Source organism: Shewanella sp. SM20 (assembly GCF_025654545.1).
Taxonomy (GTDB): Bacteria; Pseudomonadota; Gammaproteobacteria; order Enterobacterales; family Shewanellaceae; genus Shewanella; species Shewanella oncorhynchi.
The window spans coordinates 49,442-75,247 of sequence record NZ_JAKKRK010000008.1; the positions used below are offsets into that span (position 1 = coordinate 49,442).

The following is a 25,806-nucleotide window of genomic DNA, read 5'->3' on the forward strand; positions in this document are numbered from 1 at the left end:
ATAAAGTGAGTTTAAATCATCTCATTGGCAAATAAATGGAGTTAAAACAATTAGCTTAAGAATAATGTTCAAATATTCACCTTTTATACGACATTATTTTATCTGGCACTAAATTGGCTATGATACCGTTAGTTTATGCAGGTTTGTGAGCTGAGTTTTGCTTGAATGATTTGAGTTTACGTTCAGTTTGTTATTTTTAACTATTTGATATTTATTTGTTTTAATGCTTATTAAGTCGTGTGGTGATGTTCTGCTATCCTTTAGGTTTTACGTTCGCCTTTATCTAAAGGTTAATAGAAAGTTGGTTTTATGACATTTTTTATGTAGATGATTGAAATTTAATATTTAACGCTCCAATAATTCGATATTTTTGTGCTAATATAAAATCATAAAATTGTGAGTTGAGTCATTTTTAACCTCGGTGATTTGTCTATCGTTTAACTAAACAACCTGTATTAAGGAGGCGTTTGTGGATGCAGATTCCATCAATAGTTTTTTTCTGATTGGCGCCTTGCTTACAGCAGTGAGTGTTTTACTTAGTCCTATGTCTTCCCGTTTGGGCATCCCTATTTTATTGATTTTCCTCGCTGTGGGTATTTTGGCTGGCGAAGATGGCCTTGGTGGAATCCAGTTTGATGATTATTCAACTTCCTATTTAGTCAGTAACTTAGCCTTAGCGATTATTTTACTCGATGGCGGTATGCGCACCCGCGTTGCCAGTTTTAGGGTGGCGCTATGGCCTGCATTATCGTTGGCGACCTTTGGCGTTGCCATTACGACCAGTATCACCGGCATGATGGCCGCATGGTTGTTCGACTTGCATTGGTTGCAAGGTTTGCTGGTGGGCGCGATTGTGGGCTCGACCGATGCCGCTGCGGTATTTTCCCTGCTTAAAGGGCGTAGCCTTAACGAGCGGGTTGGTGCGACCTTAGAAATTGAGTCCGGCAGTAACGATCCCATGGCGGTATTCTTAACCGTAACCTTGATTGCCATTCTTGCCAATGTCGACAGTGAGTTGTCCTTCAGCTTTATGCTTATTAGCTTTATTAAGCAATTTGGTCTGGGGATCTGTTTAGGTTTAGGCGGCGGCTGGATGCTGTGGAAGCTCGTCAATTTAAGCAAGTTAGCTGATGGTCTGTACTCTATTTTAGTTTTAAGCGGTGGTCTGATTATTTATGCTGCGTCCAACAAACTGGGTGGTAGTGGTATTCTGTCGATTTACTTAGTGGGTCTGTTCCTCGGCAATAAGCCAACCCGTGGCCGTCATGCGATTTTGAACGTACTGGATGGTATGACTTGGGTCAGTCAAATCGGCATGTTCCTCGTATTAGGGTTATTGCTTACCCCTTCAGATTTAGTCGATATCATGATCCCAGGTTTTGCTCTGGCATTCGGAATGATTTTATTTGCTCGCCCTGTCGCCGTATGGATCAGTCTATTGCCATTTAAGAGCTTTAGCAGTCGCGACCGCTGGTTTATTTCTTGGGTGGGGTTACGCGGCGCTGTGCCTATCATCTTAGCAGTATTCCCTATGATGGCTGGCTTACCGGGTGCTCAGTTGTACTTCAACTTAGCCTTCTTCGTTGTATTAGTGTCGTTGCTGGTTCAAGGTGCATCTTTGACCACAGCAGCGCGTTTAGCTAAGGTGGAACTGCCCCCAAAGCCGTTACCCGTTTCGCGCTCGGGAGTTGAAATTTACCCGAGCAGCGAATGGGAAGTGTTTGTCTATCGTTTGAGTGAAAGTAAGTGGTGTATTGGTGAGCCGCTAAAGCGCTTAGCTATGCCAGATGGGACACGGATTGCGGCGGTATTTAGGGATGACACTTTGTTGCATCCATCGGGTAGCACTCGCCTCGAAGCGGGCGATATACTCTGTGTGCTGGGTCAGGAGAAAAGTTTAGAAGCCTTGAGTAACCTCTTTAGCCAAGCGCCAGAAAATAAAGAAGTACAACGATTCTTCGGTGATTTCTTTATTGAAACAGACGTTAAGCTTGCGGATCTCGCGCCTATTTATGGTTTGAGTTTAGATAATCTCGCTGATGATATGACAGTCGCAGACCTTGTGGTATCTCAGCTTGGCGCCAATCCTGTACTTGGGGATCAGTTCCACTGGCAGTCGTTGCATTGGGTGGTGGCGGGGTTGTATGAAGGTAAAGTCACTAACGTAGGTATTCGTTTACCGACTGAGAATGCGCTCTAATCCTATGTGCTAGATGGTCCTTACTATCGAAAGTTACCATAAAAAATGCCAGCTTATTTGCTGGCATTTTTGTATTCAAAGCTAATTGAGCTTATTGATATAAAGATTTGTCCGTTGGATCGGGACGGGTCTTAAAGCGGCGATGTAACCACATATATTGGGCGCGGTTTTTATCTATGATGGATTCGATAATCTTGTTACCGCGAATCGCGTCGGCTAATTCATCTTCGCCGGGGAAATTATTCAGCGGTGGCATCACTTCAATTCGATAGCCTTTATCATCTGTAGTACGTTCCACAAAAAAAGGCAGGACTTTAGCTTTGCCGAGTTTAGCTAACGTGGTGGCACCGGTAATCGTTGCCGCATCTGGCATGGCATAAAATGGGATAAATACCGCGCTTGATCGGCCAAAGTCTTGATCGGCCGTGTACCAAATCACATCGGGATTGCGTAGGCAGCGTATCATTTGGCGCAAGTCGCGTTTAGAAACGAGACCTTTATTCGAGCGTAAACGGCCTTTGACCTGCAGGTATTCCATCACAGGATTATTGTGTGGGCGATAAACCCCCACGCCGGGTTGGAATTGGCCGAAGATACGTGCGCCCATTTCCAGCGGTAAACAATGCACGGCAAAGAGGATCACGCCGTGGCCAGCATTTAACGTGTTTTGTACGTGTTCTTCGCCTTTGATACTCATGTGCTGCTGCACTTTTTCATCGGGCCACCACCATGCATTGATGGTATCGAAAATGGCTTTGCCCGTTTCTTCAAAGTTACGCGTGAGTAAATCTTCTCGCTGTGCTTCCGTCATTTCAGGGAAACAGAGGGTCAAGTTACGGCGCGCTGTGTGGGTGCGGCCAGCTGCGAATTTCATTACTAAGCGACCGAATCCCTTCCCCAGCGTCATCTGCCAAGGAAGCGGTAGAAGCTGAGTTAAACGCATCAAAAATACGCCAAACCACATGGGCCAATGCTTAGGATGATATAAAGAAGATGAAAACTCGGCTTTCTCGACCACAAAAATACTCACTACTTTTGAAAATTACTGCTCATTCTAACTCAATTTTTGCTGAAAATTAGGTACAATCACGGTTTAATTTCTGCATAAAGATAAGAGCACTATGAAGGTTTCTCTGCCAGCATTTGAAAAAGCCAGAGTGTTAGTCGTCGGCGATGTGATGTTAGACCGCTATTGGGTTGGCCCTACGGGACGTATCTCCCCTGAAGCCCCCGTACCTGTGGTGAAGATTAATCAAGTCGAAGACAGACCCGGCGGCGCGGCCAACGTGGCGCTCAATATCGCGACCTTAGGGGGGCAAGTCCAACTTGCCGGGCTCGTCGGCCAAGATGATACTGCCCATGCCCTAACGCTCGGTGTGCAAACTTTAGGGGTTGAACCCCAATGGTTAAGTATTACTGATAAACCAACCATCACTAAGCTGCGGGTGTTATCACGTAATCAGCAGCTTATCCGCCTCGATTTCGAAGAAGCCTTCGACAAGGCCGATAGCGTGCGTTTATTGAAACAATCCGAGGCCTTACTCGATTCTGTCGATGTCGTGGTGTTATCTGACTATGCAAAGGGCGCTATCGATCAGCCACGTGATTTTATTGCCTTAGCGCGTTCGAAAGGTGTGATGGTATTAGTCGATCCTAAGGGCAGTGACTTTGGTCGTTATCATGGCGCGTCACTCATTACCCCAAATATGAGCGAGTTTGAAGCTGTTGTTGGCACTGTGACCTCTGAAGCCGACCTGTTGGAAAAAGCCCGTGGTTTACTCAAGCAACATCATTTTGATGCCATTTTAGTCACCCGCTCTGAAAAGGGCATGACCTTAGTGACCGCTAATGCGCCTGAGTTGCACATTCCTACCGTTGCCCGTGAAGTCTATGATGTGACGGGTGCTGGCGATACTGTGATTTCAGCCTTAGCAACCTCATTAGCCGCGGGCGCCGATTTACCGCAAGCTTGTGCGATTGCGAACACCGCCGCAGGCGTTGTGGTCGGTAAACTTGGCACTTCTACCGTGAGCCGCATTGAGCTTATTGAAGCTTTAGCTTTGCACCATGGAGAATCGGGTTTTGGGGTGGTGAGTGAAGATCAACTGGCCTACGCCTTAGAGCAAGCCAAACTACGCGGTGAACGTGTGGTGATGACTAATGGTTGCTTTGATATTTTACATGCGGGCCACGTGAGCTATCTTAAACAGGCGAAAGCTTTGGGCGATCGTTTGATCGTCGCGGTAAACGATGATGCCTCGGTTAAACGCCTCAAGGGTGAAGGCCGTCCAGTTAATCAGGTTGATCGTCGTATGGCTGTGCTCGCTGGCTTAGCTTCTGTCGATTGGGTTGTGCCTTTTAGTGAAGATACGCCGCAGCGCATCATTACTCGATTGCTGCCAAATCTGCTGGTCAAAGGTGGTGATTATAAGCTTGAGGATATTGCTGGTGGCGCTGAAGTGATTGCCGCAGGTGGTCAAGTGCAAGTGCTGGGCTTTGAGGATGGTATTTCAACCACGGCGATTATACAAAATATCATGGCGAATCAGTGAGCTTAGTCGCTCTGGCATTCGCATCTAGCCTGACTTGGACGCCCATTGCCGATAAGCAGGCTTTGATTTGCCCTTTACCAGAGCTTGGCACTTGCTTGGCATTATTGCCAGAGCAAGTGTTGGTGCAGCTTCCTGCAACACTCGAACAATTTAGGCTTGATTTAGGCCGCAGAAGTGCCATGGTCATGCCCGTCGATGACAATAAAATTGCGGGCCTAGTCTTAGTGAATGAGCAGCGGACACCGCAAGTACAGTTAGCCAGTGTCGATATGGTGACCTACCAATTACCTTTGCTTGAACAGCCGCAATTAACCCTATGGCATGAGCTCGGTCATTTGGAGAACCTTGCTCTGCAAGGCTCTGTGTTACCTACTCACTTGAGTGCATATCAACATGAATGGCTAGCTGACATTTATTTAGTTTGGCGTATCGCACGGGAAAAAGGTGATTTTGCCTTGGCGTGGCAGCAATACCACAGACGCAACCTTGACGCATTAACAAGCTCGCAATATTTGTCTCATTGGAGTTCGCCAATGTTGATACAAGTGTTGCATCGATACAATGTTGCTCAAGTGGCTAAATTTGCCGAGTATCGGGACTTTTTAACGAATTTTTACCCTAAAGCCGAGCAATTAGAGCCGAGATTATTAGGTGAGTATTCGAGCTTGATGCAACGCACTTTTGGCGCGAGTGTATTGCAACCCCTTCCTGAATATCTATTTTGGCGAAAAGCTGATCTTGGACACTATCTCCAACCGACGTTCGTTTTACTCATGGGCGAAGAAAAAGCACATAACTGGTTGGTACAAAATTCAATGTTATGAATGTGTTAATTGAATCGGTGGTGAAGCCTGTTTTAAACTGAACCCTAGCTGAACAAAAGTGAAATACGCTGGTTACGGCCCAGTGAACAGCAGTAATCCCTGAGCGGCTTTGGTAAGCTTTCCCCCTAAAAATAAGAGGGGAGACATTACTATGGCTAAGCGCTCGCGAGTACAAACTGAGCAAACCATAAATCAAATTATGGATGAAGCGTTAAGACAAATTTTGACTATCGGCTTTGAGACTATGTCTTATACTACGTTATCTGAAGCAACGGGTATTAGTCGCACAGGTATTAGTCACCATTTTCCACGCAAAAGCGATTTTCTTGTTCGTTTAGATAGTCGTATCGGCAATCTATTTGTTGCTGCGCTGAATTTTTCTAGCCAAGAGGCATTGGAAACATCCTGGATGCAGGCAATGCAGGAAGAACATTACCGCGCAGTATTGAGACTATTCTTTAGTCTTTGTGGTGGTGCGAATAATGAAATTACCCTCTTTAGAGCGGTGAGTACAGCGCGTCAGCAAGCGATTGCTGAGTTAGGCTTAGCAGGCGATCGCACGATCAACCACCTATTAGGCCGTACAGCTGTGATGTTGCTATCCAATTTTGATGTGGCAAAAGCAGCATAATAGACTGACCAATGAATATAAAAATGGAGCCAGATGGCTCCTTTTTTGTGGGTAAAAATCGTGATTTGTACTGAGGTAAGTCATACCCCAATAGTGTAGGATGACCACTTAACAATGATTTAAGTTAGTGATATTGCCTTGTACTCTTGATTTGACAGGATAAAACATATGGACATGACACCCATCTCTAATGAGGCAGATATGCCTAAACGCACCATTAAGCTTGATAACACTGAGCTTATCAAAACCAGTTTTTGGGTGAGTCAGATTTTTATAATCATTGCGACTGTTGTTGGCGTGTATTTAGCCGCGCAAGAAGGGTTGTCACAGGCAATTAAATTTGATGCCCTGAGCAATATGCAGAATAACTATCATCTGCGTCATGCCCTATATGACGAAGTGAGTGACAATGTTGAAATCTTGAGTCATTACGCTGACACAGTTGAGACTGTGAGTAGTAATAGTTTAGTGAAAATGCATCCACAGATGGGATTATTTGTCTGGGATAACATGCGCTATTCTGCCAATGCGCTAGAAACACCGAGTGATATTTTGTCTGATATTCGTCGTTTGTATTTAGAGTCTGAGAAGATCATTAGTAATATTGAAACCCGTCACTATAGCGTTTCTTACGGTAAGGATCAGTTGCAAAATGTATTGAGTAAAATCAAAGAAGATACTTTGCCAAAACTCAAAACGAATTATGAAACCCTGTCAAAAGAGCTTAAAGATAACGATATTGCCGTCGACTAACGTATCTTGGCTTAACTCCCACCAAACATCAGGGGCCATTCTTATCCCTGATGTTTGAATCCATTGATGAATTCAGTGTTGCTGACAACACTTCTACATGGTCTGCTTTAGTCCCCCCCATTATTTATGGCACTTAAGCTAATGATGAATTTACCCAGCTTTTATTCGTCTGCATTTGTCATCAAAACCTTGTTGAGTTAGCTTAATTTCTGTCGATAGGCTTGAGTTAATTTTTGCTGTTGTAGATAGATGCGAATCGCCAAGAAGGTTAATGCAGCAGCAATCACGGCACTGATTGCGTGGTGTAAGACTAAGTGACTTATCAGGAATGTGGGCAAGTCTTCAAAGCTGTCGATAAGGAAAAGCTTAGTGATTAAGCCGATATAGACGAGAAGATGCAGAGCCGCACCAGTGATAAAGAGTCGTTTAAATTTATCAATCAGTTTGATATCTAAATTGATATTAAACCATCGACAAAACAGGTACCCACTCAGGCCGATGGTAATCGATATCCAGCCAAGCCCGAGTAATGAGGTTTTGATTAACACGGCAGACAGGATAAACAGCCCAAGCAACATTTATTATTTCCTTAAACCAGCTTTAGATTTAACTTACTGTTTTAGCTTACATTAAGCATATCAGCATTGTGGGCAGATAAGCCTCACATCATATTGGCGCAGAGACTAGCTTAATAGGCTTAAAAAAATGTGAAAAGAAAGGGAGCCATTGGCTCCCTTCATTTCTTTAGAATAGTGTTTATCGCCTAAACGATTTCTACTCTGTTGATATTAAATCAAACTCAAAGTGCCTTTAAAATGGCTTCAACACTGGCCTTAGCATCCCCAAACAGCATTTGGGTATTTTCTTTGAAGAACAGTGGGTTTTGCACGCCGGCATAACCTGTGTTCATCGAACGTTTAAAGCCAATCACGTTTTGTGCTTTCCACACTTCCAGCACTGGCATACCTGCGATTGGACTGCCTGGATCTTCCATTGCCGCGGGGTTAACCGTGTCGTTGGCGCCGATAACGAGCACGACATCTGTGTCTTTAAAGTCTTCGTTGATTTCGTCCATTTCGAGCACGATATCGTAGGGGACTTTCGCTTCAGCGAGCAGTACGTTCATATGGCCTGGTAATCGACCAGCAACTGGATGGATACCAAAACGCACTTTCACGCCGCGATCACGTAGTTTTTGAGTGATTTCCGCAACAGGATATTGCGCCTGCGCCACTGCCATACCGTAACCCGGAGTGATGATGACTGAAGTGGCATTTTTCAGCATATCCGCCACATCTTCGGCGTTGGTTTCACGGTATTCACCCATTTCTTCATCGGCAGTCGAGGCCACACCATCTGTGCCAAAGCCGCCCGCGATAACTGAAATAAATGAGCGATTCATGGCCTTACACATGATGTAAGACAGAATCGCACCCGATGAACCCACTAACGCGCCGACCACAATCAAGAGGTCGTTCGACAACATAAAGCCTGCCGCTGCCGCTGCCCAACCTGAGTAGGAGTTCAGCATAGACACAACCACTGGCATATCCGCGCCGCCAATGGATGCCACTAAATGCCAGCCAAAGGCGAAGGCAATCAAGGTCATCAACAGCAGTGCTGGCATAGTGCCGCCTGTCTGTACGAAGTATACCAACAGGGCTAAAGACACTAGCACTGCGACTAGGTTTAGCTTGTGGCGATGTGGCAGCATCAGAGGTTTAGATGAAATCAGTCCGCGTAACTTACAAAAGGCAACGATAGAACCCGTAAAGGTCACCGCACCGATGAAGATCCCGAGGAAGACTTCGACCAAGTGAATGTTAAGCATAGCGCCAGTGAGGTGCTCTTTGCTGGCGGTCTTCACCGCTTCACTTAGCGCATCTTGTACTGCGGCGAGGGTCGTATTGATATCACCACCGACTGCCACCACGACTTGTGATACTTCCTGTGGGTGTAAGTCGATAAAGCTGTTGAAACCCACTAATACCGCGGCCATACCCACAAAGCTGTGCAATATAGCAACCAGTTCAGGCATTTCAGTCATTTCGACTTTTAGTGCTAAACGGATACCAATCGCGCCGCCAATCACCATAGCGATTAAGATCCACGCAATTCCGTTAGTATCGGGGTTGAAAATGGTAGCCAGTAGGGCGATTGCCATACCTAAGATACCGAATAAATTGCCGTGTTTTGCCGTCTCTTGCTTCGACAGTCCCGCGAGACTGAAGATGAAGAGAATGGCGGCAATAATGTAAGCTGCTGTTACCAGTCCTTGAGACACGTTAAACCCCCTTAATCCTTACGGAACATCTTCAGCATGCGCTGAGTGACGGTAAAGCCACCGAAGATGTTAATACTGGCGATCAGCACGGCGATAAACGCCAGTACAGTGACCAAAGTTGAACCCTGACCGATTTGCAGTAGGGCGCCGACCACGATAATGCCAGAAATCGCGTTAGTGACTGACATTAGAGGCGTATGCAGTGAGTGGGATACGTTCCATACCACGTAATAGCCAACAACGCAGGACAGCAAGAATACTGTGAAATGCGACAGGAACTCTGGTGGTGCTACCGATGCCACGGCAGCAAATCCAGCAACGCCTAAGGCGGCGAGCACGTATTTGAGCTTAGATGGTGCCTTCGGAGTGGTATTTTTCGGCTCGATTTTCTCCGCTGGTTTTGCTGGCGCCGCAGAAACAGAAATCGGTGGTGGCGGGAAGGTCACTTCACCTTCTTTAATCACTGTCATATTGCGCATGACTACATCATCAAAGTTGATGCTGGCTGTGCCGTCCTTTTCTTTACACATTAACTTCATCAGGTTGACTAAGTTAGTGCCGTAAAGCTGTGAGGATTGCGCCGGTAGACGACCGGGAAGGTCGGTATAACCAATCACTTTTACGCCGTTAGGAGTAACAAACAGCTCACCCGATTGCGTGTATTCGCAGTTACCACCCGTCGCAGCGGCTAAATCGACGATCACTGAGCCGCTCTTCATGCTATCAACCATGGCTTTGGTGATGAGCTTAGGCGCTGGACGACCAGGGATTAGCGCTGTGGTGATGATGATATCGACTTCTTTGGCTTGTTCGGCAAACAGTGCCATTTCGGCGGCAATAAATTCATCCGACATGGTTTTAGCATAACCGTCCGATGAACCACCTTCCTCGTTACCAAAATCCAGTTTAAGGAATTGGCCGCCCATAGATTCGATTTGCTCGGCCACTTCTAAGCGGGTATCGAAGGCGCGCACTATGGCGCCAAGCGATCCAGCTGTACCAATGGCGGCAAGGCCAGCTACACCAGCACCAATGACTAACACTTTGGCGGGCGGTACTTTACCTGCAGCGGTAATTTGGCCAGTAAAGAAACGGCCAAATTGATGTGCGGCTTCAACAACGGCGCGATATCCACCAATGTTTGCCATAGAGGAGAGGGCATCAAGTGACTGGGCGCGGGAGATGCGTGGCACCATGTCCATTGCCATCACGTTGATCTTACGTTTAGATAACTTCGCAACCAGCTCAGGGTTTTGTGCGGGCCAAATAAAGCTGACGATAGTCGCCCCGTCTTTGATTTGTTCAATTTCGGCGTCGCTTGGCGCATTGACCTTAAAGATCAGATCGGCTTGCCAAACGTTTGTTGTCACCTTCGCGCCCGCAGCTTCAAAGGCTGCATCATCGAAACTTGACAGTTGACCCGCATTGGCCTCAATAACAACTTCAAAGCCGAGTTTTTTAAGCTGCTCAACGGTGGCTGGGGTCGCGGCGACCCTAGTTTCACCGGCGAGACTTTCTCTCGGTATTCCAATCTGCATGACTACTCCCTGATGGTTTATATAATCGTTCCGCCTGCTGTTCTTCCTTCATCGTACTCAACTGCAAAATCTGTCGTCACCAGCGTTTATTCGGCGGGTGATTCGAGTCAGTTAGGGCATTCAATCCAGGATGGACACTTTTTGTTTTTAAAACAAACTATTCTGTGGGCAACAGAAATTATTGTTCGACAGGCTCATGACCATTGTGGCAATACTTTAGCTTGGCACAAGTGCATATTTCTCAAGCAGGCCGTTTCTGCACTGGTCGGATCAAAAACTTTTAACCAGTGCACACTTTTGTAGCTTAAATTTTGCACTTTGTATATTCCAAAATGGAATTAAAAATCCTATTTTATTCTTTTTTGCTTTTCTTAAACCGCGATAAGCTTGTGGACATTACACTGTCATAGGGCCGTCTCATGTTGTTAAAAGAACTTTCATCGCTGGCTTCGCCATTGTCTCAAGGACAAGTCGAGAAGCTAAAACAACTCACTTCTGAGTTAAGTGCTGTGCAATTGGCCTGGGTGAGTGGCTATCTTGCTGCCACAGCCAATGCGGGCCAATTAGCGCCCGTCGCACAGGCGCAAACGGCTCAAACTGTGACGATTCTCTATGGCAGCCAAACGGGTAATGGCCGTGGTGTCGCCAAAGCGCTCGCCGATAAGGCGCAGGCACAAGGTTATGCGGTCAATCTGGCTTCAATGGGCGAATACAATGTTCGCCAACTGAAACAAGAAACTGTGCTCTTGCTGGTTGTCAGCACCCATGGTGAAGGTGAAGCGCCGGATGACGCGATTGAATTACATAAGTTTTTAGCATCGAAACGTGCGCCTAAGCTAGACAATCTACATTACTCAGTGCTTGCGCTGGGGGATTCAAGCTATGAATTCTTCTGCCAAACCGGTAAAGACTTCGATGCCCGCCTAGCAGCACTCGGTGCTAAATCACTGTTACCTTTAATTGAATGTGATGTGGATTATGAAGCAGCCGCTGGCCAGTGGCACGCCGATGTATTAGAGGCCGTTAAGCCGCTAATCGAAACCTCGTCCGCCAGTGTGGTATCCATCGGCACCGCTAAAGCGATTGGCGAAAGTGAATTTACTAAGCAAAACCCCTATAGCGCCGAAGTGCTTGTAAGCCAGAAAATTACCGGCCGTGGATCAGACAGAGATGTGCGCCATGTTGAAATCGACCTTGGCGACTCAGGCTTAACCTATCAAGCGGGTGATGCCCTTGGTGTGTGGTTTAGTAATAACGAAGTCTTAGTCGATGAAGTCTTAGCGGGTCTGTCATTGGCCGCCGATGAGTTAGTGACCCTAGGCACAGAATCTTTGACCCTTAAGCAGGCTTTGGTCGATAAGAAAGAATTGACTCAGTTATATCCTGGATTAGTCAAAGCCTGGGCCGAATTGAGTGGCAGCGCTGAACTGCTGGCATTGAGCGAAGATAAAGAACAAGTGCGCCACTTTATCCTTAAGCATCAATTTGCCGATTTAGTCACTCAGTATCCGTTATCAAATAACTTAGTAACCTTAAATGCAGCAAAACTGCTTGAGCTACTGCGTCCATTAACGCCAAGACTTTACTCTATCGCCTCAAGCCAAAGTGAAGTGGAAACCGAAGTCCACTTAACTGTGGCCTTAGTGGAAGATGAGCGCCACGGCTCAGCACGTTTTGGCGGCGCGTCACACTTCTTAGCGTCTGCGCAGGAAGGCACACAAGTTAAGGTTTATGTTGAGTCGAACAAGCATTTCCGTTTACCCGAAAATCCAGAAACACCAGTGATCATGGTTGGCCCAGGCACAGGTGTTGCGCCGTTTCGTGCCTTTATGCAGGAGCGCGTAGCCCAAGGGATCCAAGGCGATAGCTGGTTATTCTTCGGCAATCCACACTTTGAGCAGGATTTCTTGTATCAAACTGAGTGGCAACAGTATTTGAAAAATGGCGATTTAAGCCGTATCGACGTGGCGTTCTCCCGCGATCAAGCCCATAAGATTTATGTGCAGCACCGCATTAAAGAGCAAGGCCAAGCCCTGTGGCAATGGTTGCAAAATGGCGCGCATCTTTATATTTGTGGTGATGCTGAACGTATGGCGAAAGATGTTCACCAAGCCTTGATTGAGGTGGCAGTCGAAGTCGGTGGTTTGAATACCGAAGCTGCCGAAGCCTATTTTGAAACCCTGCGCAGCGATAAACGTTACCAAAAAGACGTGTATTAATCTCAACCGTTGCGCAGATAAGAAACGCATAAGAATAGCCAACGCTGCACACGTGATGATCTGTGCAGCCAGCGAACCCAATTTTAAGAGGCAGTTGCCATGAGTGAGCAAAAGTTAGCGTTAAACGAATACCTAAAGACTGACAGCGATTACCTGCGCGGGACTATCAAAGAAGGTTTAGATTCTTCTGTGACTGGCAGTTTCAGTGACGGCGATCAGCAGTTGATCAAATTCCATGGCTTCTATCAGCAGGATGACCGCGATTTACGTAATGAACGTAAAGAGCAAAAACTCGAACCTTTATATAGTTTTATGTTGCGTGCCCGTGTACCCGGCGGTATTTGTTCTCCGCAGCAATGGTTAGGCGTAGATAAAATTGCCTCGACTTTAACTAGCTCGAACAGCATTCGTTTGACGACCCGTCAAACCTTCCAATACCACGGTATTCCTAAGCGTAACTTGAAGACCATTATTCAAGACTTAGATCGCGAAGCGCTGGATTCGATTGCTGCCTGTGGTGACGTTAACCGAAACGTCATGTGTAACCCCAATCCGGTGGAATCTAAACTGCACGAGCAGGCCTATGCGGTGGCGAAACAACTGTCTGATCATCTATTACCCCACACTCGCGCCTACGCCGAAATTTGGTTAGATGAAGAAAAGTTACTCTCAACCGAAGATGAAACCGTCGAACCTGTGTATGGCAAAACTTATCTGCCACGTAAGTTCAAAATGGCGGTTGCAGTTCCTCCCGATAACGATGTTGACGTTTACACTAACGATTTAGGCTTTATTGCTGTTGCCGAAAATGGCGAGCTAGTTGGCTTTAACTTAACGGCGGGTGGCGGCATGGGCTCGACCCATGGCGAAGTAGAAACCTTTCCACGCCTGGCTGACGACTTTGGTTTTATCAAAACTGAAGACGTGATGAAGTTTGCTGAAGCTGTCATGACAGTGCAACGCGACTGGGGCAATCGCTCTAATCGTAAGCGCTCGCGCCTTAAGTACACAATCGTCGACCACGGCTATGAAAAGTTCAAAGCCGAAGTCGAACTGCGTGCAGGAGTAAAATTTGAACCTAAGCGTGATGTCGTGATTGGCGATCGCGGCGACCGTTATGGTTGGGTCGAAGGCGTTGACGGTAAGTGGCATTTAACCCTATTTATCGAAAGCGGCCGCATTAAGGATTTACCGGGCCAGACCCTGCAAACGGGGCTGCGTGAAATCGCTAAGATTCACAAGGGCGATTTCCGTATGACCTCGAATCAAAACATGATCATCGCAGGCGTCGCGGCGGAAGATAAAGCCACCATTGAAGGTTTAGCCCGTAAACATGGTCTGCTGGGCCAAGTGTTGACGCAAACCCGCGGTCACTCGATTGCCTGTGTGGCGTTGCCGACGTGTCCATTAGCGATGGCGGAAGCCGAGCGTTATTTCCCTGAGTTTATCGATCATATCGATGCGCTACAGGCAAAACACGGCATCAGCGAGCAAGCGATTGTGGTGCGGATGACGGGTTGTCCTAACGGCTGTGCCCGTCCTTTTGCCGCTGAAATTGGGCTTGTGGGTAAGGCGCCGGGTCGTTATAACTTGTACTTAGGTGCAAGCTTTGAAGGGACTCGTCTGAACAAGATGCACAGAGAAAATATCCAAGAGGCGGACATTCTCGCCGAATTGGATACCCTGTTTGGCCGCTACGCCGTAGAGCGTGATGCAGGCGAAACCTTTGGTAACTTCACCGTCCGCGTGGGTGTAGTGAAGGCGGTGATTGATGCCGCTAAGGATTTTCATGGCTGATCTTGACCAAAAAACCAGTGATAAAGTGCCGACTGTGGTCAGCGCTGCCGAACTCAAGGCATTATTGAGTGCGCCTAAGGCAGAACAAGCGATAGAGCTTGAGCGCATAAATCAGTTCTTAGCCGGATTGAGCGCGCAAGAGCGAGTGCTATGGGGCTTAACTTATTTGCCCGGTAATCATGCGCTGTCCTCAAGCTTTGGGATCCAAGCCGCTGTAATGCTGCATATGGTGAGCCAGGCACAGGCGAATATTCCGGTTATTCTGACGGATACGGGTTATTTATTTCCTGAGACTTATCAGTTTATCGACGAGCTGACAGAGCGTTTATCACTGAATTTAAAAGTGTACCAAGCAGTGATGACATCGGCATGGCAAGAGGCGCGCTTTGGTCTGTTGTGGGAGCAAGGGGTAAACGGACTAGAGCAATACAACCGGTTAAACAAAGTTGAGCCTATGCAACGCGCTTTAGCCGAGCTTGAGGTCGGCACTTGGTTTGCAGGGCTTAGACGCAGCCAAGCCAGTACCCGTGAGGCGTTGCCGATACTGGCGATTCATGGTACTCGCTTTAAGTTACTGCCGATTATCGAGTGGTCGAATAAAGATGTTCACCTCTATCTGACGCAATTTGACTTGCCGTACCATCCACTTTGGGACCAAGGCTATGTTTCTGTGGGGGATACCCATTCGAGTAAACCACTCGAATTAGGCATGACAGAGGAAGAAACTCGCTTTAATGGCCTACAACGTGAGTGTGGTCTGCACTACGAAATCTAGTCATTTTATTGATTTTAAATATTAAACGCCTCAACTTAGTTTGGGGCGTTTTTTTATCACTTTAAGATAAGTAGGGTGAATTTAATACTCTGGACTGTCGAGGAAGCTAAGTGATGTCATTTAAGCGTCATTTAACTAAGATAGATTGATATTCATAGAGTTAGTTTGCATTCATTTTTAAATGCTAAAAATGTTGTACATTTTTACTCACAGAGTTATGCACATTAGTTAAGCCTGCGCTATATTTTGAAGTTCCCGTAGATGGTTTTGAAGCGTTTTACTGCGTTAATTGACATGATTCATGTCTTTTATGAGGTTAAGTTGTTGTATATCGGTATTTATGGGCTGGGTTTGCTGTGTATCGATATGGCTTAATTGGATGCAGTGAAAGCGTTGAAAACCTGACTCGCACCTGCGAGTATCAAGCAGTTTGATTGACTTGCTAGCTCTCGTTAATCAGTCATCATTACCTCGGTCAGCTGTCGTCAAAGCTGCCGAGGTCAAGTTAAGTCGACCCCAGTTAATCTTCAATAGTGATTTGTTCTTGTTATGGTTATTTCTCAACCTATCTTTGATTATCGAGTAAGATATCCTTGGTGTTTCCTTTACTCTCGTAGCATGATCAGCTTGCAACTCGCGTAAAGCTTTAGAATATTTTCTGTAAGCCTAGGTTGCCCCAAAGAATCCTTGCAATGGGATGGCTTGACTGGATAGATGAGAAACAAGAAATGAGAGTGTGTGGATGAGATGGTATAAATGACGGCCCCTTTATATGCGATGCGAGATCATGTCAGGCGTCCAAGTGTCAATAAGTCGAGTGACCCAGCACCTCAGAGACGAAAGCGTGGTTTTCGTCGTTTATTGTCTTGGTTATTTAAGGGATTAGTTTGGGCATTTATTTGCTCAATTTTATTAGTGATCCTACTACGATTCGTCGATCCTCCTATGTGGACTTGGCGTATCGAGCGTGCCTTATTTCCACCTGCACCTATCGGTGAGATCAGGCATCAATGGCGCGATTTAGCGCAAATTTCTCCCGAATTACAATTGGCTGTGATTGCTGCGGAAGATCAACGTTTTGTTGAGCATACTGGATTCGATTTAGCCGCGATAAGTTCGGCGCTGAAATACAACCAAAAAGGCACCAAAGTCCGTGGGGCAAGTACCTTAAGTCAGCAGGCGGCGAAAAACCTTTTTATGTGGTCGAGTCGCAGTTTCTTTCGTAAGGGATTGGAAGCTTGGTTTACGTTATTGATGGAGTTGACTTGGGATAAGTCGCGTATTCTTGAAGTGTATTTAAATATTGTAGAATTTGGTCCAGGCATTTATGGCGCCGAAGCGGCATCAAAGCATTATTTTGGAAAGTCAGCGGCAAAACTCACCCAATACGAGGCCTCATTACTCGCAGCCATTTTACCCAATCCTTGGCGCTATAAGGTGTCTCCACCGTCATCCTATGTACAGCAGCGCTCAGCTTGGATTCGTAAGCAAATGCGTCAGCTAGGTGACGTCACGCTTAAAAAAGTCCACGAAGCACGATGACGCTCTGGTGAGTTAGTTTGAGTGAGATGAGCTTAATTTGTCATTGGGTTCTTTGCTTAATCGTCGATGACTTTGAGATGTTTTATTACCGAATTGAAATAAGATTGGAGTTATGTTTAATAAACGTTAATTCTAATGCGTTTTTAATGCTGCGAACTCCTATCCTGTTCGCTTCTGTGTCGGTTTAATGTTAAATTATCGGGAAAATTTTATACCTTAGTTTCGCTTAGCCTAAGCATTTTAAACTGGGTTTGTATTGCGTAGGGCTGAGTCGTTGCGTTTTCTGATTTTGCATTATCTGCATAAGGGATATGTAAGAGCGGATAAATATTTAAATACCTAAGGTGAGTTCTTTAGGTATTGTTTTCATAAAATTGAATGTCATTAAATGGAGTTTCTTAAATGAAAAAGATTGTGATTGCCGCGGCAATTATTGCAGCAGGTGCTGGTGGTTATTGGTATATGCAGAATGGCGCGGGTTCTAGTGCCTCTGCTAATCCTTTGCTCGACTATGTACCTGCCGATACGCCGATATTTTCGGGCCAGTTAAAACCCTTCCCGTTAAAAGCGTATTTACAGTCTATTTCTGGAAATTATCAGCAATATCCAAGTAATACGCTTGATGAACTCGGTGTGCAGGATAGCCCTATGGGCAAGTTCTTCGTTAGCATTTATCAGCAGTATATGGATGGGATGAAAGATCCTGCCTTACTGTTAAAAACCTTCGGTTTCCCCGATGAAGTTAAACCTTATATTTATACTTTAGGTGCTTTGCCAGTATTAAAGATTGATGTTAATCAGGCCGAAGCATTTTGGGCTGTATTAGATAAAGCCGAAAAAGACAGTGGTGTAACCCACGAAATGCGTAAAGTGGGTGATGTTGATTATCGCGCTTATGCACTATCGGATGAAAGCTCAGCAGAGAAAGCAGAACTGCTATTTGCCCAGAAAGATGGCATATTAACGATGACTTTCAGCACCTCTATTACCGAGCCTGAGTTATTAGAAATGGCATTTGGTATTAAGAAGGCGCCGCAGTCATTAGCCGCTTCTGGCATATTAGAAGATATTATTAAGACCCATGGTTTTAAAGATGACAGCATTAGCTTTATTAACCATGTGGAAATTGTAAAGGCATTGACCTCTGCAGATAGCAATATGCTAGCTAAGCAACTGACTCAATTTTTTGCTGATGAAAGTGAGGGTGAAGATCCATTAGCTCAAATCAGAACACCAGAATGTCGTACCGAACTGACTGCGATTGCCGCTAACTGGCCGCGTACCGTTGCTGGTTTAACGGCGTTTTCTGTGACTGAAAAAGAAAGCCATATGGCGGCTTCATTTGTTGTCGAAACGAAGAATCAACCTATTCTTGCGGCAATGCAAAAGATGCGTGGTTTTATTCCATCGCATCTGGCGGATATCGACAGCACTATCTTCTCCATGGGAATAGGTCTAGATATCAATGAAATTACCCCTTCATTAACGGCTATTTGGGATGATCTGCAAAAGCCACAACTGACCTGTGCACCATTGGCAGAGTTGCAGGCTGAGTTGAGCCAACAGAGCCCTGCTATGCTAGGCATGTTTACTGGCATGGCTAACGGTGTGAAAGGCATGAGCGTTTCATTGCTCGATTTTAAAATGAGCACACAAGATCAAGAGCCTAAGTTAGAAAGCTTAGATGCTTTAGTCAGCCTTAGCGCCGAAAACCCATCCATGTTGTTCAATATGGTGAAACCTTTCGCCCCTATGCTGGCTGAAGTGCAATTAGCCGATAACGGCGATGCTACTGATTTATCTCCAATATTGATGTTGCCTCCAGAGTTAGGTGTTAAGCCAATGCTGGCGATTAAAGGCCAACATTTAGTGGTGTATAGCGGTGATAAAGGCTTGGCTTTAGCCAACAAATTAGCAGGCGAGAAACTGTCAGCGAATGGTATGTACAGCTTGTCTGCTGATTACGGCAAGATGTTTACGCCAGTGCTTACACTGTTAGAAATGAGCGGTGAGCCGATCCCTGAAGAAATGCAAATGCTTAAAGATTACAACATGCGAGTTCAAATGAGCTTTGATGTGAATAAGCAAGGCTTGGTCATAGGTTCAGTCGCCAATTCTAAAGCGACTGAAAAGAAGTAATGCGTTAGTAAACTCATATTTGCTTAAAAAGAGCCTGCAGATTGCTGGCTCTTTTTTTGGCTTAATTTAGCTTAGCTTGAGCCAACTTAGTGTGCTGTGCTGGCAGTACAAGTTGTGCTTTTGGCTTGGCGGAGCGCATTAAACTAACGAGCCCTTGCCATTGAATATCACTGTTCTGAGGGAGCAAAATATCCGGTTCAGTCCCGATACCGGACAGGAGTCTCCCTTGTGCATCATAGGTTAACGAACTGCTGAATCTTATGTTTAATCCACTGTTTGGCAGTTTGAAATGATACTGACGTGCAAAGTCGCCTGAGGTTTTTTCACCAATCAAATTTGCCCTAGACCAAGATTTAGTACGATAGGCAATCCACTCACATTCTTGGCGACAATGGGGACTCACGAGTAGTGCTAAGCGATTTCGCCCTTCAGGAGCCACCGCAGGCTTAGTGCGAACATACCAAGGGCTGAATTTCTCTTTATCGACAGAGGGTAAGTTACGGGTGAGAGATTTGAGCCTAGGAGGACTGTACTCTAACGCATCCAGAGGCATAAAATTGAGCGGCTGTAGATAATCATTTCTCAGCTCTGGTGAGCGGCGATAGTGCGCAAATCCCATCACGTTAAGTGCTAAAGTGTTATTTAAATCCGTATCTTGATATCGCGACAGCATAGTCAATAATTTTGGACTAAAGCCACTGGCATCACGTAAATCAATGATCAGTAAGGGATGTGTCATGCCTTTGAGCAGTTCTTGCTGTTGTTCTTTATCTAATTCAAAGGCGTAGAGATCGCTGATCTTAAGCTTGACCGTCGTATTGTTGACCGTCTCTAATTGATTTGGCATGTCTTGAAATTCGGTGCGTTCAAATTGAGATAATTGGTTAATAAACTCGAGCACATTAATATCTTGAGTCTCGTCTTTTTCACTGATAGTTGCTAATTGAACTTGCGGTTTATGGCTTGGCAGGGCGAGAGTCACCTGCTGGCTTTGCAGGTCATCATTAATTAGCGTAATGACTACATAGGGCTTTATGCTGAGTCCTAAGTCTTCGCGCAGTAGGTTAAGTTTTTTCAGCCAAGGTAACTGCATTTCTTGACTCTGTTTTGCCGGCTCAGGTAAGTAGGTTTGGCTGGCCGCTACCCATTTGCTCATAGGTAAACCATCGATATGAGTGATAAAGGGGAAGTCGTTGTTGACTGGATTATTACCGTTATCCAAGGCTAACCATTGGTCGTTGACTGGCCTTAGCGTTAACGGGAGATCGCCGCTTTGATCATCGAAGTTATGCACTTGAGCGCCTGGATCTTTGAGGGTATTGAGTAATTTAGTGACTTCAGCAGCAAAGCGATCATTGGGAGTAATATCTTGATACTGTTCAACAATAAGGCTAGCCATAAATTTAAGCTGCGGGTTGGCTTTGTCGGCCGTTAAGGCATAAAACGCTGAGTGTTGCTCGATTTGATCCAATAAGGCATAGAGATCTTGGCGTACCTCTTGTGCATTCAGCACTGGTGCAGCGCTATCTTTTGGCGCAGCGAAAAACGCGAGCTTAAGTAAGCTCGCGAAAATAATGACACTGAGTAGCATGACTATGCTGCGGTAGCTAAAACTCATATTCCTCCATGATGTTAAGGCGCTGCTTCAGGGCACAAAAAGGTGTGCGACTATCGGCTTAAATGCCATTCGGATCAATGTAAATCGTCCCGCTGAGCCATAAACTCAGGTCCATCTGAGCAATTTAGCAGCAGGTTTGGTAGATTAGCAGCAAATTATGGTCGATTTTTGTACTTAGTCACTTTATATACCCAAACAATCTTAAACAGCGGGACCAAGTGGGTATATCTTTCTTATAGAATATCGTTGAGTGAAATTCCGATACCAATACGTTGATTGTGATAGTTGTAATCGATTAGGCTTTCGCCATAACCATTAAAGTATTGAGTATAAAAGCGTAAGTTGCCGACGATAGGATGACTCCAAGTCAGTTCTGCTGAGCCTCTGTCGATATCTTCTAGATTGGTTTTAACAGTTAAAGTGAATCTATGTTCATCGATACCATAAACGCCAATAAACTCTGCTTTACCTATATAGTCATCAATATTAGGGTTATCGTCGCCGCTGGATTTATATGGATCTGTCTTTTCATCTTCAGGAATACGCCACCACACTTTGGTGGAGAAGGCGAGTGGGCCTGCATCAAAAATCATAGTGGCATAGAGTCGATTCCAACTGCGGGAAAGTGGTCCTGCTTTACCATTCGATTGATGTACGGCACCAAATCCCCAAAAGGAATTGGTCACACTGCCAATTTTCCAATCGTTATTAAACAGCATAAAGACTTCAGGCTCGTGATTGGTTTCCCTAAAAGGCGATGAAGTGTCTTTGTTATAAACCTGCCAATAGGATTGATTGGTGTAAGCAAAAAATAAATGGCCATTATCACCAAACACATTGTACCAAATAGGAAATTTAAAACTGATTTGGAACTTAGCCTCAAACTCATCTAAAGAATAGGGGTTGAGTATTGCATCTTCGGTGAAAGGTGCCATGTTGGGATCTGGGCTGTAGGTGACTGGTAAAAGGTAATTCACTTTATGTGGCGTAATCACAAAAGGTAGATCCGCCGTGGCAAGTTCATCTTTTACTCTTCCTTTTACTAATGATTCTTCGGCATTTACGTCCGTACAGGCTAATAGCCCTGCCAATGCAATACCTGAGTAAAGTGGTTTCATCTGCCCTCCTTGATGTGTTTATTTATTTGTCAGTCGTACTCAACAAAGATAGTTATTTCCAGCTTAACATTAGAAAGTGAATTTATGCTTATGGAAAAATCCGGTGTCACTTAATGAAAAATCTTGTAGTCAGCCATTTTTAGTCCCATAGAGACATGTTTAGGTAGAATTTTTGGCAATAACATAGTGCCAAAATCATGCACTTAGCGGACAGATATTATTTTGATGCAATTCGCTTAATCTTATTAAGTTATTTTTATTTCAATGGGTTAACCTGGATTTAGGGCATTTTTGATTTTGAAACCCAAGGTTTTCCCCACTTTAAGTGAGTGGTCACTTATTCTTTTATATCTAAATGATATAAAAACTAATAATTATCTATTTATTATGGAATATAAGACGCGCTATATTTCTACAGACTAAAGTGATCTTGGGGATTCTGATGGAAATTTTCTCTTTACCGGGCCAAGCGGCCAAAGGCAAAGTCTGGCTGGTGGGTGCCGGTCCCGGCGACGTTGAGTTATTGACGTTAAAGGCATGGCGCATCCTTAAAACCGCTGATGCAGTGCTATACGACGCTTTAGTCAGCCAAGATATCCTCAATCTTATTCCTAAAGACGCTGAGAAGATTGCCGTAGGTAAACGTGCGGGCAAGCATAGCGCCGCACAGGACGAGATTAATCAGTTACTCGTCACTAAAGCTTACACCCGTAAAAATGTGGTGCGCCTTAAAGGTGGCGATCCTTTTATTTTCGGCCGCGGGGGCGAAGAGTTACAAACCTTAGTTGAAGCTGGGGTTGAGTTTGAAGTCGTTCCCGGCATTACCGCTGCCAGCGGCACGTCAGCCTATGCGGGAATTCCCCTAACCCACAGAGACCATGCCCAAGGCGTCACTTTTATCACTGGCCATTGTCAGTTAGAGAGTCGCCCTATGGATTGGCAAGGTTATGCTAATCCTAACAATACCTTAGTCGTGTATATGGGGGTTCTGAACGCAGGCATTATTCGCCAAGGTCTAGTCGATGCGGGCCGAAGCCCTGAAACGCCTGTGGCGATAGTGTCAAAGGCAACCACTAAAGAGCAACGTCGTTTTATCGGCCGTTTAGGTGAGCTTGAACAGCTTGCCGCCGATCCAGAATTACAAATGCCAGCTTTGATGATCATAGGTGAAGTCGTCACGCTGAGTGACACTTTGCATTGGTTCAAACCTGAAGCGATTGAATCGACTCAGATCAGTGATGAACAGACTCAATCGGTTAGAGTGTCGGCCGTCGCGTCGATAAGCTAAGCCGCAAACAGTTAAAGCTATTAAGCAGTTAAACAAATTAAGCTAATCCATGCTGTGGTAACACGGCGAATTTAAGGTAACGGAGAATAGTATGGCCGGGCGTGAACTAAGCCACTTACAACAACTGGAAGCCGAGAGCATCCAGATCATTCGTGAAGTTGCAGCCGAATTCGATAATCCTGTGATGTTGTATTCCATCGGGAAAGATTCTTCCGTTATGTTGCACTTAGCGCGTAAAGCCTTTTATCCGGGCAAGATCCCATTCCCGTTGCTGCATGTCGACACGGGGTGGAAATTCAAAGAGATGATCGCGTTTCGTGATGCGCAGGCAAAGAAATTTGGCTTCGAGTTACTGACACACATTAACCCAGAAGGGTTGGCGCAGGGGATTAACCCCTTCGACCATGGCAGTGCGAAACACACTGACATCATGAAAACTCAAGGATTAAAGCAAGCACTTAACCAATATGGTTTCGATGCGGCTTTCGGTGGGGCTCGCCGCGATGAAGAAAAATCGCGCGCCAAAGAGCGTGTGTATTCCTTCCGCGACCGTCACCACAGATGGGACCCTAAAAATCAACGTCCAGAATTATGGCGCACCTATAACGGCGCAGTGAACAAGGGTGAAAGTATTCGCGTATTCCCATTATCTAACTGGACTGAGCTGGATATTTGGCAATATATTTATCAAGAAAACATTGAGTTAGTGCCTTTGTACTTTGCTGCTAAACGTAAAGTGGTTGAGCGCGGTGGTCAGTTAATCATGGCTGATGACGAGCGGATGAAGTTAGCCGAGGGCGAGCAGATTAAAGAAGAAGTGGTGCGTTTTAGAACCTTAGGTTGCTACCCTCTCACGGCCGCCATGTATTCTGAGGCCGACAGTCTAGAAAAGATTATTGAAGAAATGCTGTTAACCCGTTCGAGCGAACGTCAGGGCCGATTGATCGACTCAGATCAAAGTGCCTCTATGGAGCAGAAGAAGCGTCAAGGCTACTTTTAATCTCTACAGGGTTAACCCTATTTCGCGAAAGTGGCGCAAGTAAAGCGCGACCTTCAGCCAAGCAGATCAAGAGTGAGAATAAGATGGACAAAGCGGTCAATAAAACCAATCTCATGGCGGCAGAAATTACCCTCCATGGTGTGAAAGAATATCTAGCCCTGCAGCAACACAAAGGCTTACTGCGTTTTTTAACCTGTGGCAGTGTTGACGATGGTAAAAGTACCTTAATCGGCCGTCTGTTACACGACAGCGCCCAGATCTATGAAGATCAATTAGCGAGCCTCAAGAGCGACAGCGCTAAGATGGGCACCACAGGTGAAGCCATTGACTTAGCCTTGCTGGTGGATGGTCTGCAAGCCGAGCGCGAGCAGGGCATCACTATCGATGTGGCTTATCGTTATTTTTCAAGTGATAAGCGCAAGTTCATCATCGCCGATACGCCAGGGCATGAGCAGTACACTCGCAACATGGCAACGGGTGCATCGACCTGTGATTTAGCGGTGATTTTAGTCGATGCCCGCTACGGCGTGCAGACTCAGACTAAGCGTCATGCGTTTATCGCGTCATTACTGGGTATTCGTCACTTTGTTGTGGCCGTGAATAAGATGGATTTGCTTGGGTTTGACGAGCAAGTATTCAACCGTATTCGTGCCGATTTTACGGATTTCGTTAAAGATTTCGGCAACCTCGATATCCACTTTGTGCCGTTATCGGCGCTTAATGGTGACAACGTGGTTGAGCGCAGCACTCAAAGCGACTGGTATCAAGGCGGTACACTGCTTGAACTGCTAGAAACCATTGATACTCAACGTGAACTCAGCTCATTGCCAGTGCGTTTTCCTGTGCAATATGTGTCGCGTCCTCACTTAGATTTTCGCGGTTTTGCAGGCACTTTAGCCTCTGGCATTATCAATGTTGGTGACGAGTTAGTCGCTTTGCCATCGGGCAAACGCAGCAAGGTTGAACGTATTGTGACCTTCGATGGTGACATACAAGAAGCGGTTGCTGGCCAAGCTGTGACGATCACGCTGGAAGATGAAATTGATATTTCCCGTGGCGATTTACTGGCAAGACCGGATTCTGCACCTGCCGTCGCTAACGTGATCAGTGCTGATATCGTGTGGATGGATGAAAAGCCATTACAACTCGGTCAGTTATACGACATCAAAGTGGCCGGTAAGAAGACGCAAGCTTCTGTGACTGCTATCTATTATGTGGTTGACGTTAACACCTTAGCGCGCAGTGCGACAGATACGCTTGGGCTAAACGCGATTGCGCGTGTGACCTTAGAATTGACCGAAGACATAGTGTTTGATGCATATTCGTTAGTGCGTGATACGGGCGGAATGATCTTAATCGACCGCCTGAGTAATGCGACGGTTGCCGCAGTGATGGTGGTGTCGGGTCAACATGTTAACAAGCAAACAGCATCACAATTTAGTGCCTTTGAAGTCGAGTTTAATGCCTTAGTGCGTAAACACTTCCCCCATTGGCAAGCGATAGATATCACTAAGCTTGGAGCTTAATT

19 protein-coding genes are annotated in these 25,806 nt (G+C 45.7%); 13 read left to right on the top strand and 6 right to left on the bottom strand.

Annotation, left to right across the window (positions count from 1 at the left end; genetic code table 11):
• The first annotated feature begins 469 nt into the window (after window positions 1–469).
• Entirely contained in the window at window positions 470–2,200 is a 1,731-nt protein-coding gene (locus L5M18_RS05320; RefSeq protein ID WP_105251569.1) for a potassium/proton antiporter, read from the top strand.
• A gap of 91 nt (window positions 2,201–2,291) precedes the next feature.
• On the opposite strand, the gene L5M18_RS05325 is transcribed toward L5M18_RS05320, so the two are convergent.
• Window positions 2,292–3,218, bottom strand: coding sequence for an LpxL/LpxP family Kdo(2)-lipid IV(A) lauroyl/palmitoleoyl acyltransferase (locus tag L5M18_RS05325; protein WP_263196148.1), 927 nt, complete (start codon window positions 3,216–3,218; stop codon window positions 2,292–2,294).
• Window positions 3,219–3,321: 103 nt separating this feature from the next.
• Between L5M18_RS05325 and hldE the strand changes: the two genes are divergently transcribed.
• From hldE to L5M18_RS05345, 4 genes are all read left to right on the top strand, one after another.
• Window positions 3,322–4,752 (top strand): bifunctional D-glycero-beta-D-manno-heptose-7-phosphate kinase/D-glycero-beta-D-manno-heptose 1-phosphate adenylyltransferase HldE, encoded by a 1,431-nt coding sequence (hldE, locus tag L5M18_RS05330; RefSeq protein ID WP_113939015.1) that lies wholly within the window; start codon window positions 3,322–3,324, stop codon window positions 4,750–4,752.
• Entirely contained in the window at window positions 4,749–5,576 is an 828-nt protein-coding gene (locus tag L5M18_RS05335; protein ID WP_263196149.1) for a hypothetical protein, read from the top strand. The genes hldE and L5M18_RS05335 overlap by 4 nt, the downstream gene beginning before the upstream one ends.
• A gap of 151 nt (window positions 5,577–5,727) precedes the next feature.
• Window positions 5,728–6,207 (top strand): TetR family transcriptional regulator, encoded by a 480-nt coding sequence (locus L5M18_RS05340; RefSeq protein WP_263196150.1) that lies wholly within the window; start codon window positions 5,728–5,730, stop codon window positions 6,205–6,207.
• A 168-nt stretch (window positions 6,208–6,375) separates the two neighbouring features.
• Window positions 6,376–6,960, top strand: a complete 585-nt coding sequence (locus L5M18_RS05345) for a hypothetical protein (RefSeq protein ID WP_131524277.1) — start codon at window positions 6,376–6,378, stop codon at window positions 6,958–6,960.
• A gap of 197 nt (window positions 6,961–7,157) precedes the next feature.
• Here the strand turns inward: L5M18_RS05345 and L5M18_RS05350 are convergent, their stop codons facing one another.
• From L5M18_RS05350 to L5M18_RS05360, 3 genes are all read right to left on the bottom strand, one after another.
• The gene (locus tag L5M18_RS05350) at window positions 7,158–7,538 is read right to left on the bottom strand and encodes a hypothetical protein (RefSeq protein ID WP_263196151.1); all 381 of its coding nucleotides are present in this window, start codon (window positions 7,536–7,538) and stop codon (window positions 7,158–7,160) included.
• Window positions 7,539–7,759: 221 nt separating this feature from the next.
• On the bottom strand, window positions 7,760–9,244 hold the full coding sequence (gene pntB / locus L5M18_RS05355) for a Re/Si-specific NAD(P)(+) transhydrogenase subunit beta (protein WP_173496776.1): 1,485 nt from the start codon (window positions 9,242–9,244) through the stop codon (window positions 7,760–7,762).
• A gap of 11 nt (window positions 9,245–9,255) precedes the next feature.
• Complete coding sequence (locus tag L5M18_RS05360; protein ID WP_263196152.1) at window positions 9,256–10,782, bottom strand: Re/Si-specific NAD(P)(+) transhydrogenase subunit alpha; 1,527 nt, start codon at window positions 10,780–10,782, stop codon at window positions 9,256–9,258.
• Between the two features lie 419 nt (window positions 10,783–11,201).
• Between L5M18_RS05360 and L5M18_RS05365 the strand changes: the two genes are divergently transcribed.
• From L5M18_RS05365 to L5M18_RS05385, 5 genes are all read left to right on the top strand, one after another.
• Complete coding sequence (locus L5M18_RS05365) at window positions 11,202–13,001, top strand: assimilatory sulfite reductase (NADPH) flavoprotein subunit (protein WP_263196153.1); 1,800 nt, start codon at window positions 11,202–11,204, stop codon at window positions 12,999–13,001.
• A gap of 99 nt (window positions 13,002–13,100) precedes the next feature.
• Window positions 13,101–14,798 (top strand): assimilatory sulfite reductase (NADPH) hemoprotein subunit, encoded by a 1,698-nt coding sequence (cysI, locus tag L5M18_RS05370; protein ID WP_212600421.1) that lies wholly within the window; start codon window positions 13,101–13,103, stop codon window positions 14,796–14,798.
• Window positions 14,791–15,573 carry a phosphoadenylyl-sulfate reductase gene (locus tag L5M18_RS05375; protein ID WP_263196154.1) on the top strand — a complete coding sequence of 261 codons (783 nt, stop codon included), beginning with the start codon at window positions 14,791–14,793 and terminating at the stop codon, window positions 15,571–15,573. Before cysI ends, L5M18_RS05375 begins: the two co-directional genes overlap by 8 nt.
• A 756-nt stretch (window positions 15,574–16,329) precedes the next feature.
• Window positions 16,330–17,115 carry a monofunctional biosynthetic peptidoglycan transglycosylase gene (mtgA, locus tag L5M18_RS05380; protein ID WP_105251581.1) on the top strand — a complete coding sequence of 262 codons (786 nt, stop codon included), beginning with the start codon at window positions 16,330–16,332 and terminating at the stop codon, window positions 17,113–17,115.
• A 402-nt stretch (window positions 17,116–17,517) separates the two neighbouring features.
• Window positions 17,518–19,254 carry a hypothetical protein gene (locus tag L5M18_RS05385; RefSeq protein ID WP_173496778.1) on the top strand — a complete coding sequence of 579 codons (1,737 nt, stop codon included), beginning with the start codon at window positions 17,518–17,520 and terminating at the stop codon, window positions 19,252–19,254.
• 61 nt (window positions 19,255–19,315) lie between these two features.
• Here L5M18_RS05385 and L5M18_RS05390 read toward each other — a convergent pair whose 3' ends face one another.
• Together L5M18_RS05390 and L5M18_RS05395 are read right to left on the bottom strand one after the other, a co-directional pair.
• Window positions 19,316–20,872 (bottom strand): S41 family peptidase, encoded by a 1,557-nt coding sequence (locus tag L5M18_RS05390; RefSeq protein WP_263196155.1) that lies wholly within the window; start codon window positions 20,870–20,872, stop codon window positions 19,316–19,318.
• A gap of 233 nt (window positions 20,873–21,105) precedes the next feature.
• Entirely contained in the window at window positions 21,106–21,990 is an 885-nt protein-coding gene (locus L5M18_RS05395; protein WP_263196156.1) for a phospholipase A, read from the bottom strand.
• A 442-nt stretch (window positions 21,991–22,432) separates the two neighbouring features.
• On the opposite strand from L5M18_RS05395, the gene cobA reads away from it, so the two are divergent.
• From cobA to cysN, 3 genes are all read left to right on the top strand, one after another.
• Entirely contained in the window at window positions 22,433–23,278 is an 846-nt protein-coding gene (cobA, locus tag L5M18_RS05400; protein WP_263196157.1) for a uroporphyrinogen-III C-methyltransferase, read from the top strand.
• A gap of 91 nt (window positions 23,279–23,369) precedes the next feature.
• Window positions 23,370–24,278 carry a sulfate adenylyltransferase subunit CysD gene (gene cysD, locus L5M18_RS05405; RefSeq protein ID WP_105251586.1) on the top strand — a complete coding sequence of 303 codons (909 nt, stop codon included), beginning with the start codon at window positions 23,370–23,372 and terminating at the stop codon, window positions 24,276–24,278.
• 83 nt (window positions 24,279–24,361) lie between these two features.
• Window positions 24,362–25,804, top strand: coding sequence for a sulfate adenylyltransferase subunit CysN (gene cysN, locus L5M18_RS05410; protein WP_263196158.1), 1,443 nt, complete (start codon window positions 24,362–24,364; stop codon window positions 25,802–25,804).
• Window positions 25,805–25,806: the final 2 nt, after the last annotated feature.

Coding starts and splice junctions, on each gene's coding strand:
- hldE (WP_113939015.1), top strand. CDS start 3,322: ATGAAGGTTTCTCTGCCAGCATTTGAAAAAGCCAGAGTGTTAGTCGTC.
- L5M18_RS05340 (WP_263196150.1), top strand. CDS start 5,728: ATGGCTAAGCGCTCGCGAGTACAAACTGAGCAAACCATAAATCAAATT.
- L5M18_RS05345 (WP_131524277.1), top strand. CDS start 6,376: ATGGACATGACACCCATCTCTAATGAGGCAGATATGCCTAAACGCACC.
- L5M18_RS05350 (WP_263196151.1), bottom strand. CDS start 7,538: ATGTTGCTTGGGCTGTTTATCCTGTCTGCCGTGTTAATCAAAACCTCA.
- L5M18_RS05360 (WP_263196152.1), bottom strand. CDS start 10,782: ATGCAGATTGGAATACCGAGAGAAAGTCTCGCCGGTGAAACTAGGGTC.
- L5M18_RS05365 (WP_263196153.1), top strand. CDS start 11,202: ATGTTGTTAAAAGAACTTTCATCGCTGGCTTCGCCATTGTCTCAAGGA.
- cysI (WP_212600421.1), top strand. CDS start 13,101: ATGAGTGAGCAAAAGTTAGCGTTAAACGAATACCTAAAGACTGACAGC.
- L5M18_RS05375 (WP_263196154.1), top strand. CDS start 14,791: ATGGCTGATCTTGACCAAAAAACCAGTGATAAAGTGCCGACTGTGGTC.
- mtgA (WP_105251581.1), top strand. CDS start 16,330: ATGACGGCCCCTTTATATGCGATGCGAGATCATGTCAGGCGTCCAAGT.
- L5M18_RS05385 (WP_173496778.1), top strand. CDS start 17,518: ATGAAAAAGATTGTGATTGCCGCGGCAATTATTGCAGCAGGTGCTGGT.
- L5M18_RS05390 (WP_263196155.1), bottom strand. CDS start 20,872: ATGAGTTTTAGCTACCGCAGCATAGTCATGCTACTCAGTGTCATTATT.
- L5M18_RS05395 (WP_263196156.1), bottom strand. CDS start 21,990: ATGAAACCACTTTACTCAGGTATTGCATTGGCAGGGCTATTAGCCTGT.
- cobA (WP_263196157.1), top strand. CDS start 22,433: ATGGAAATTTTCTCTTTACCGGGCCAAGCGGCCAAAGGCAAAGTCTGG.
- cysD (WP_105251586.1), top strand. CDS start 23,370: ATGGCCGGGCGTGAACTAAGCCACTTACAACAACTGGAAGCCGAGAGC.
- cysN (WP_263196158.1), top strand. CDS start 24,362: ATGGACAAAGCGGTCAATAAAACCAATCTCATGGCGGCAGAAATTACC.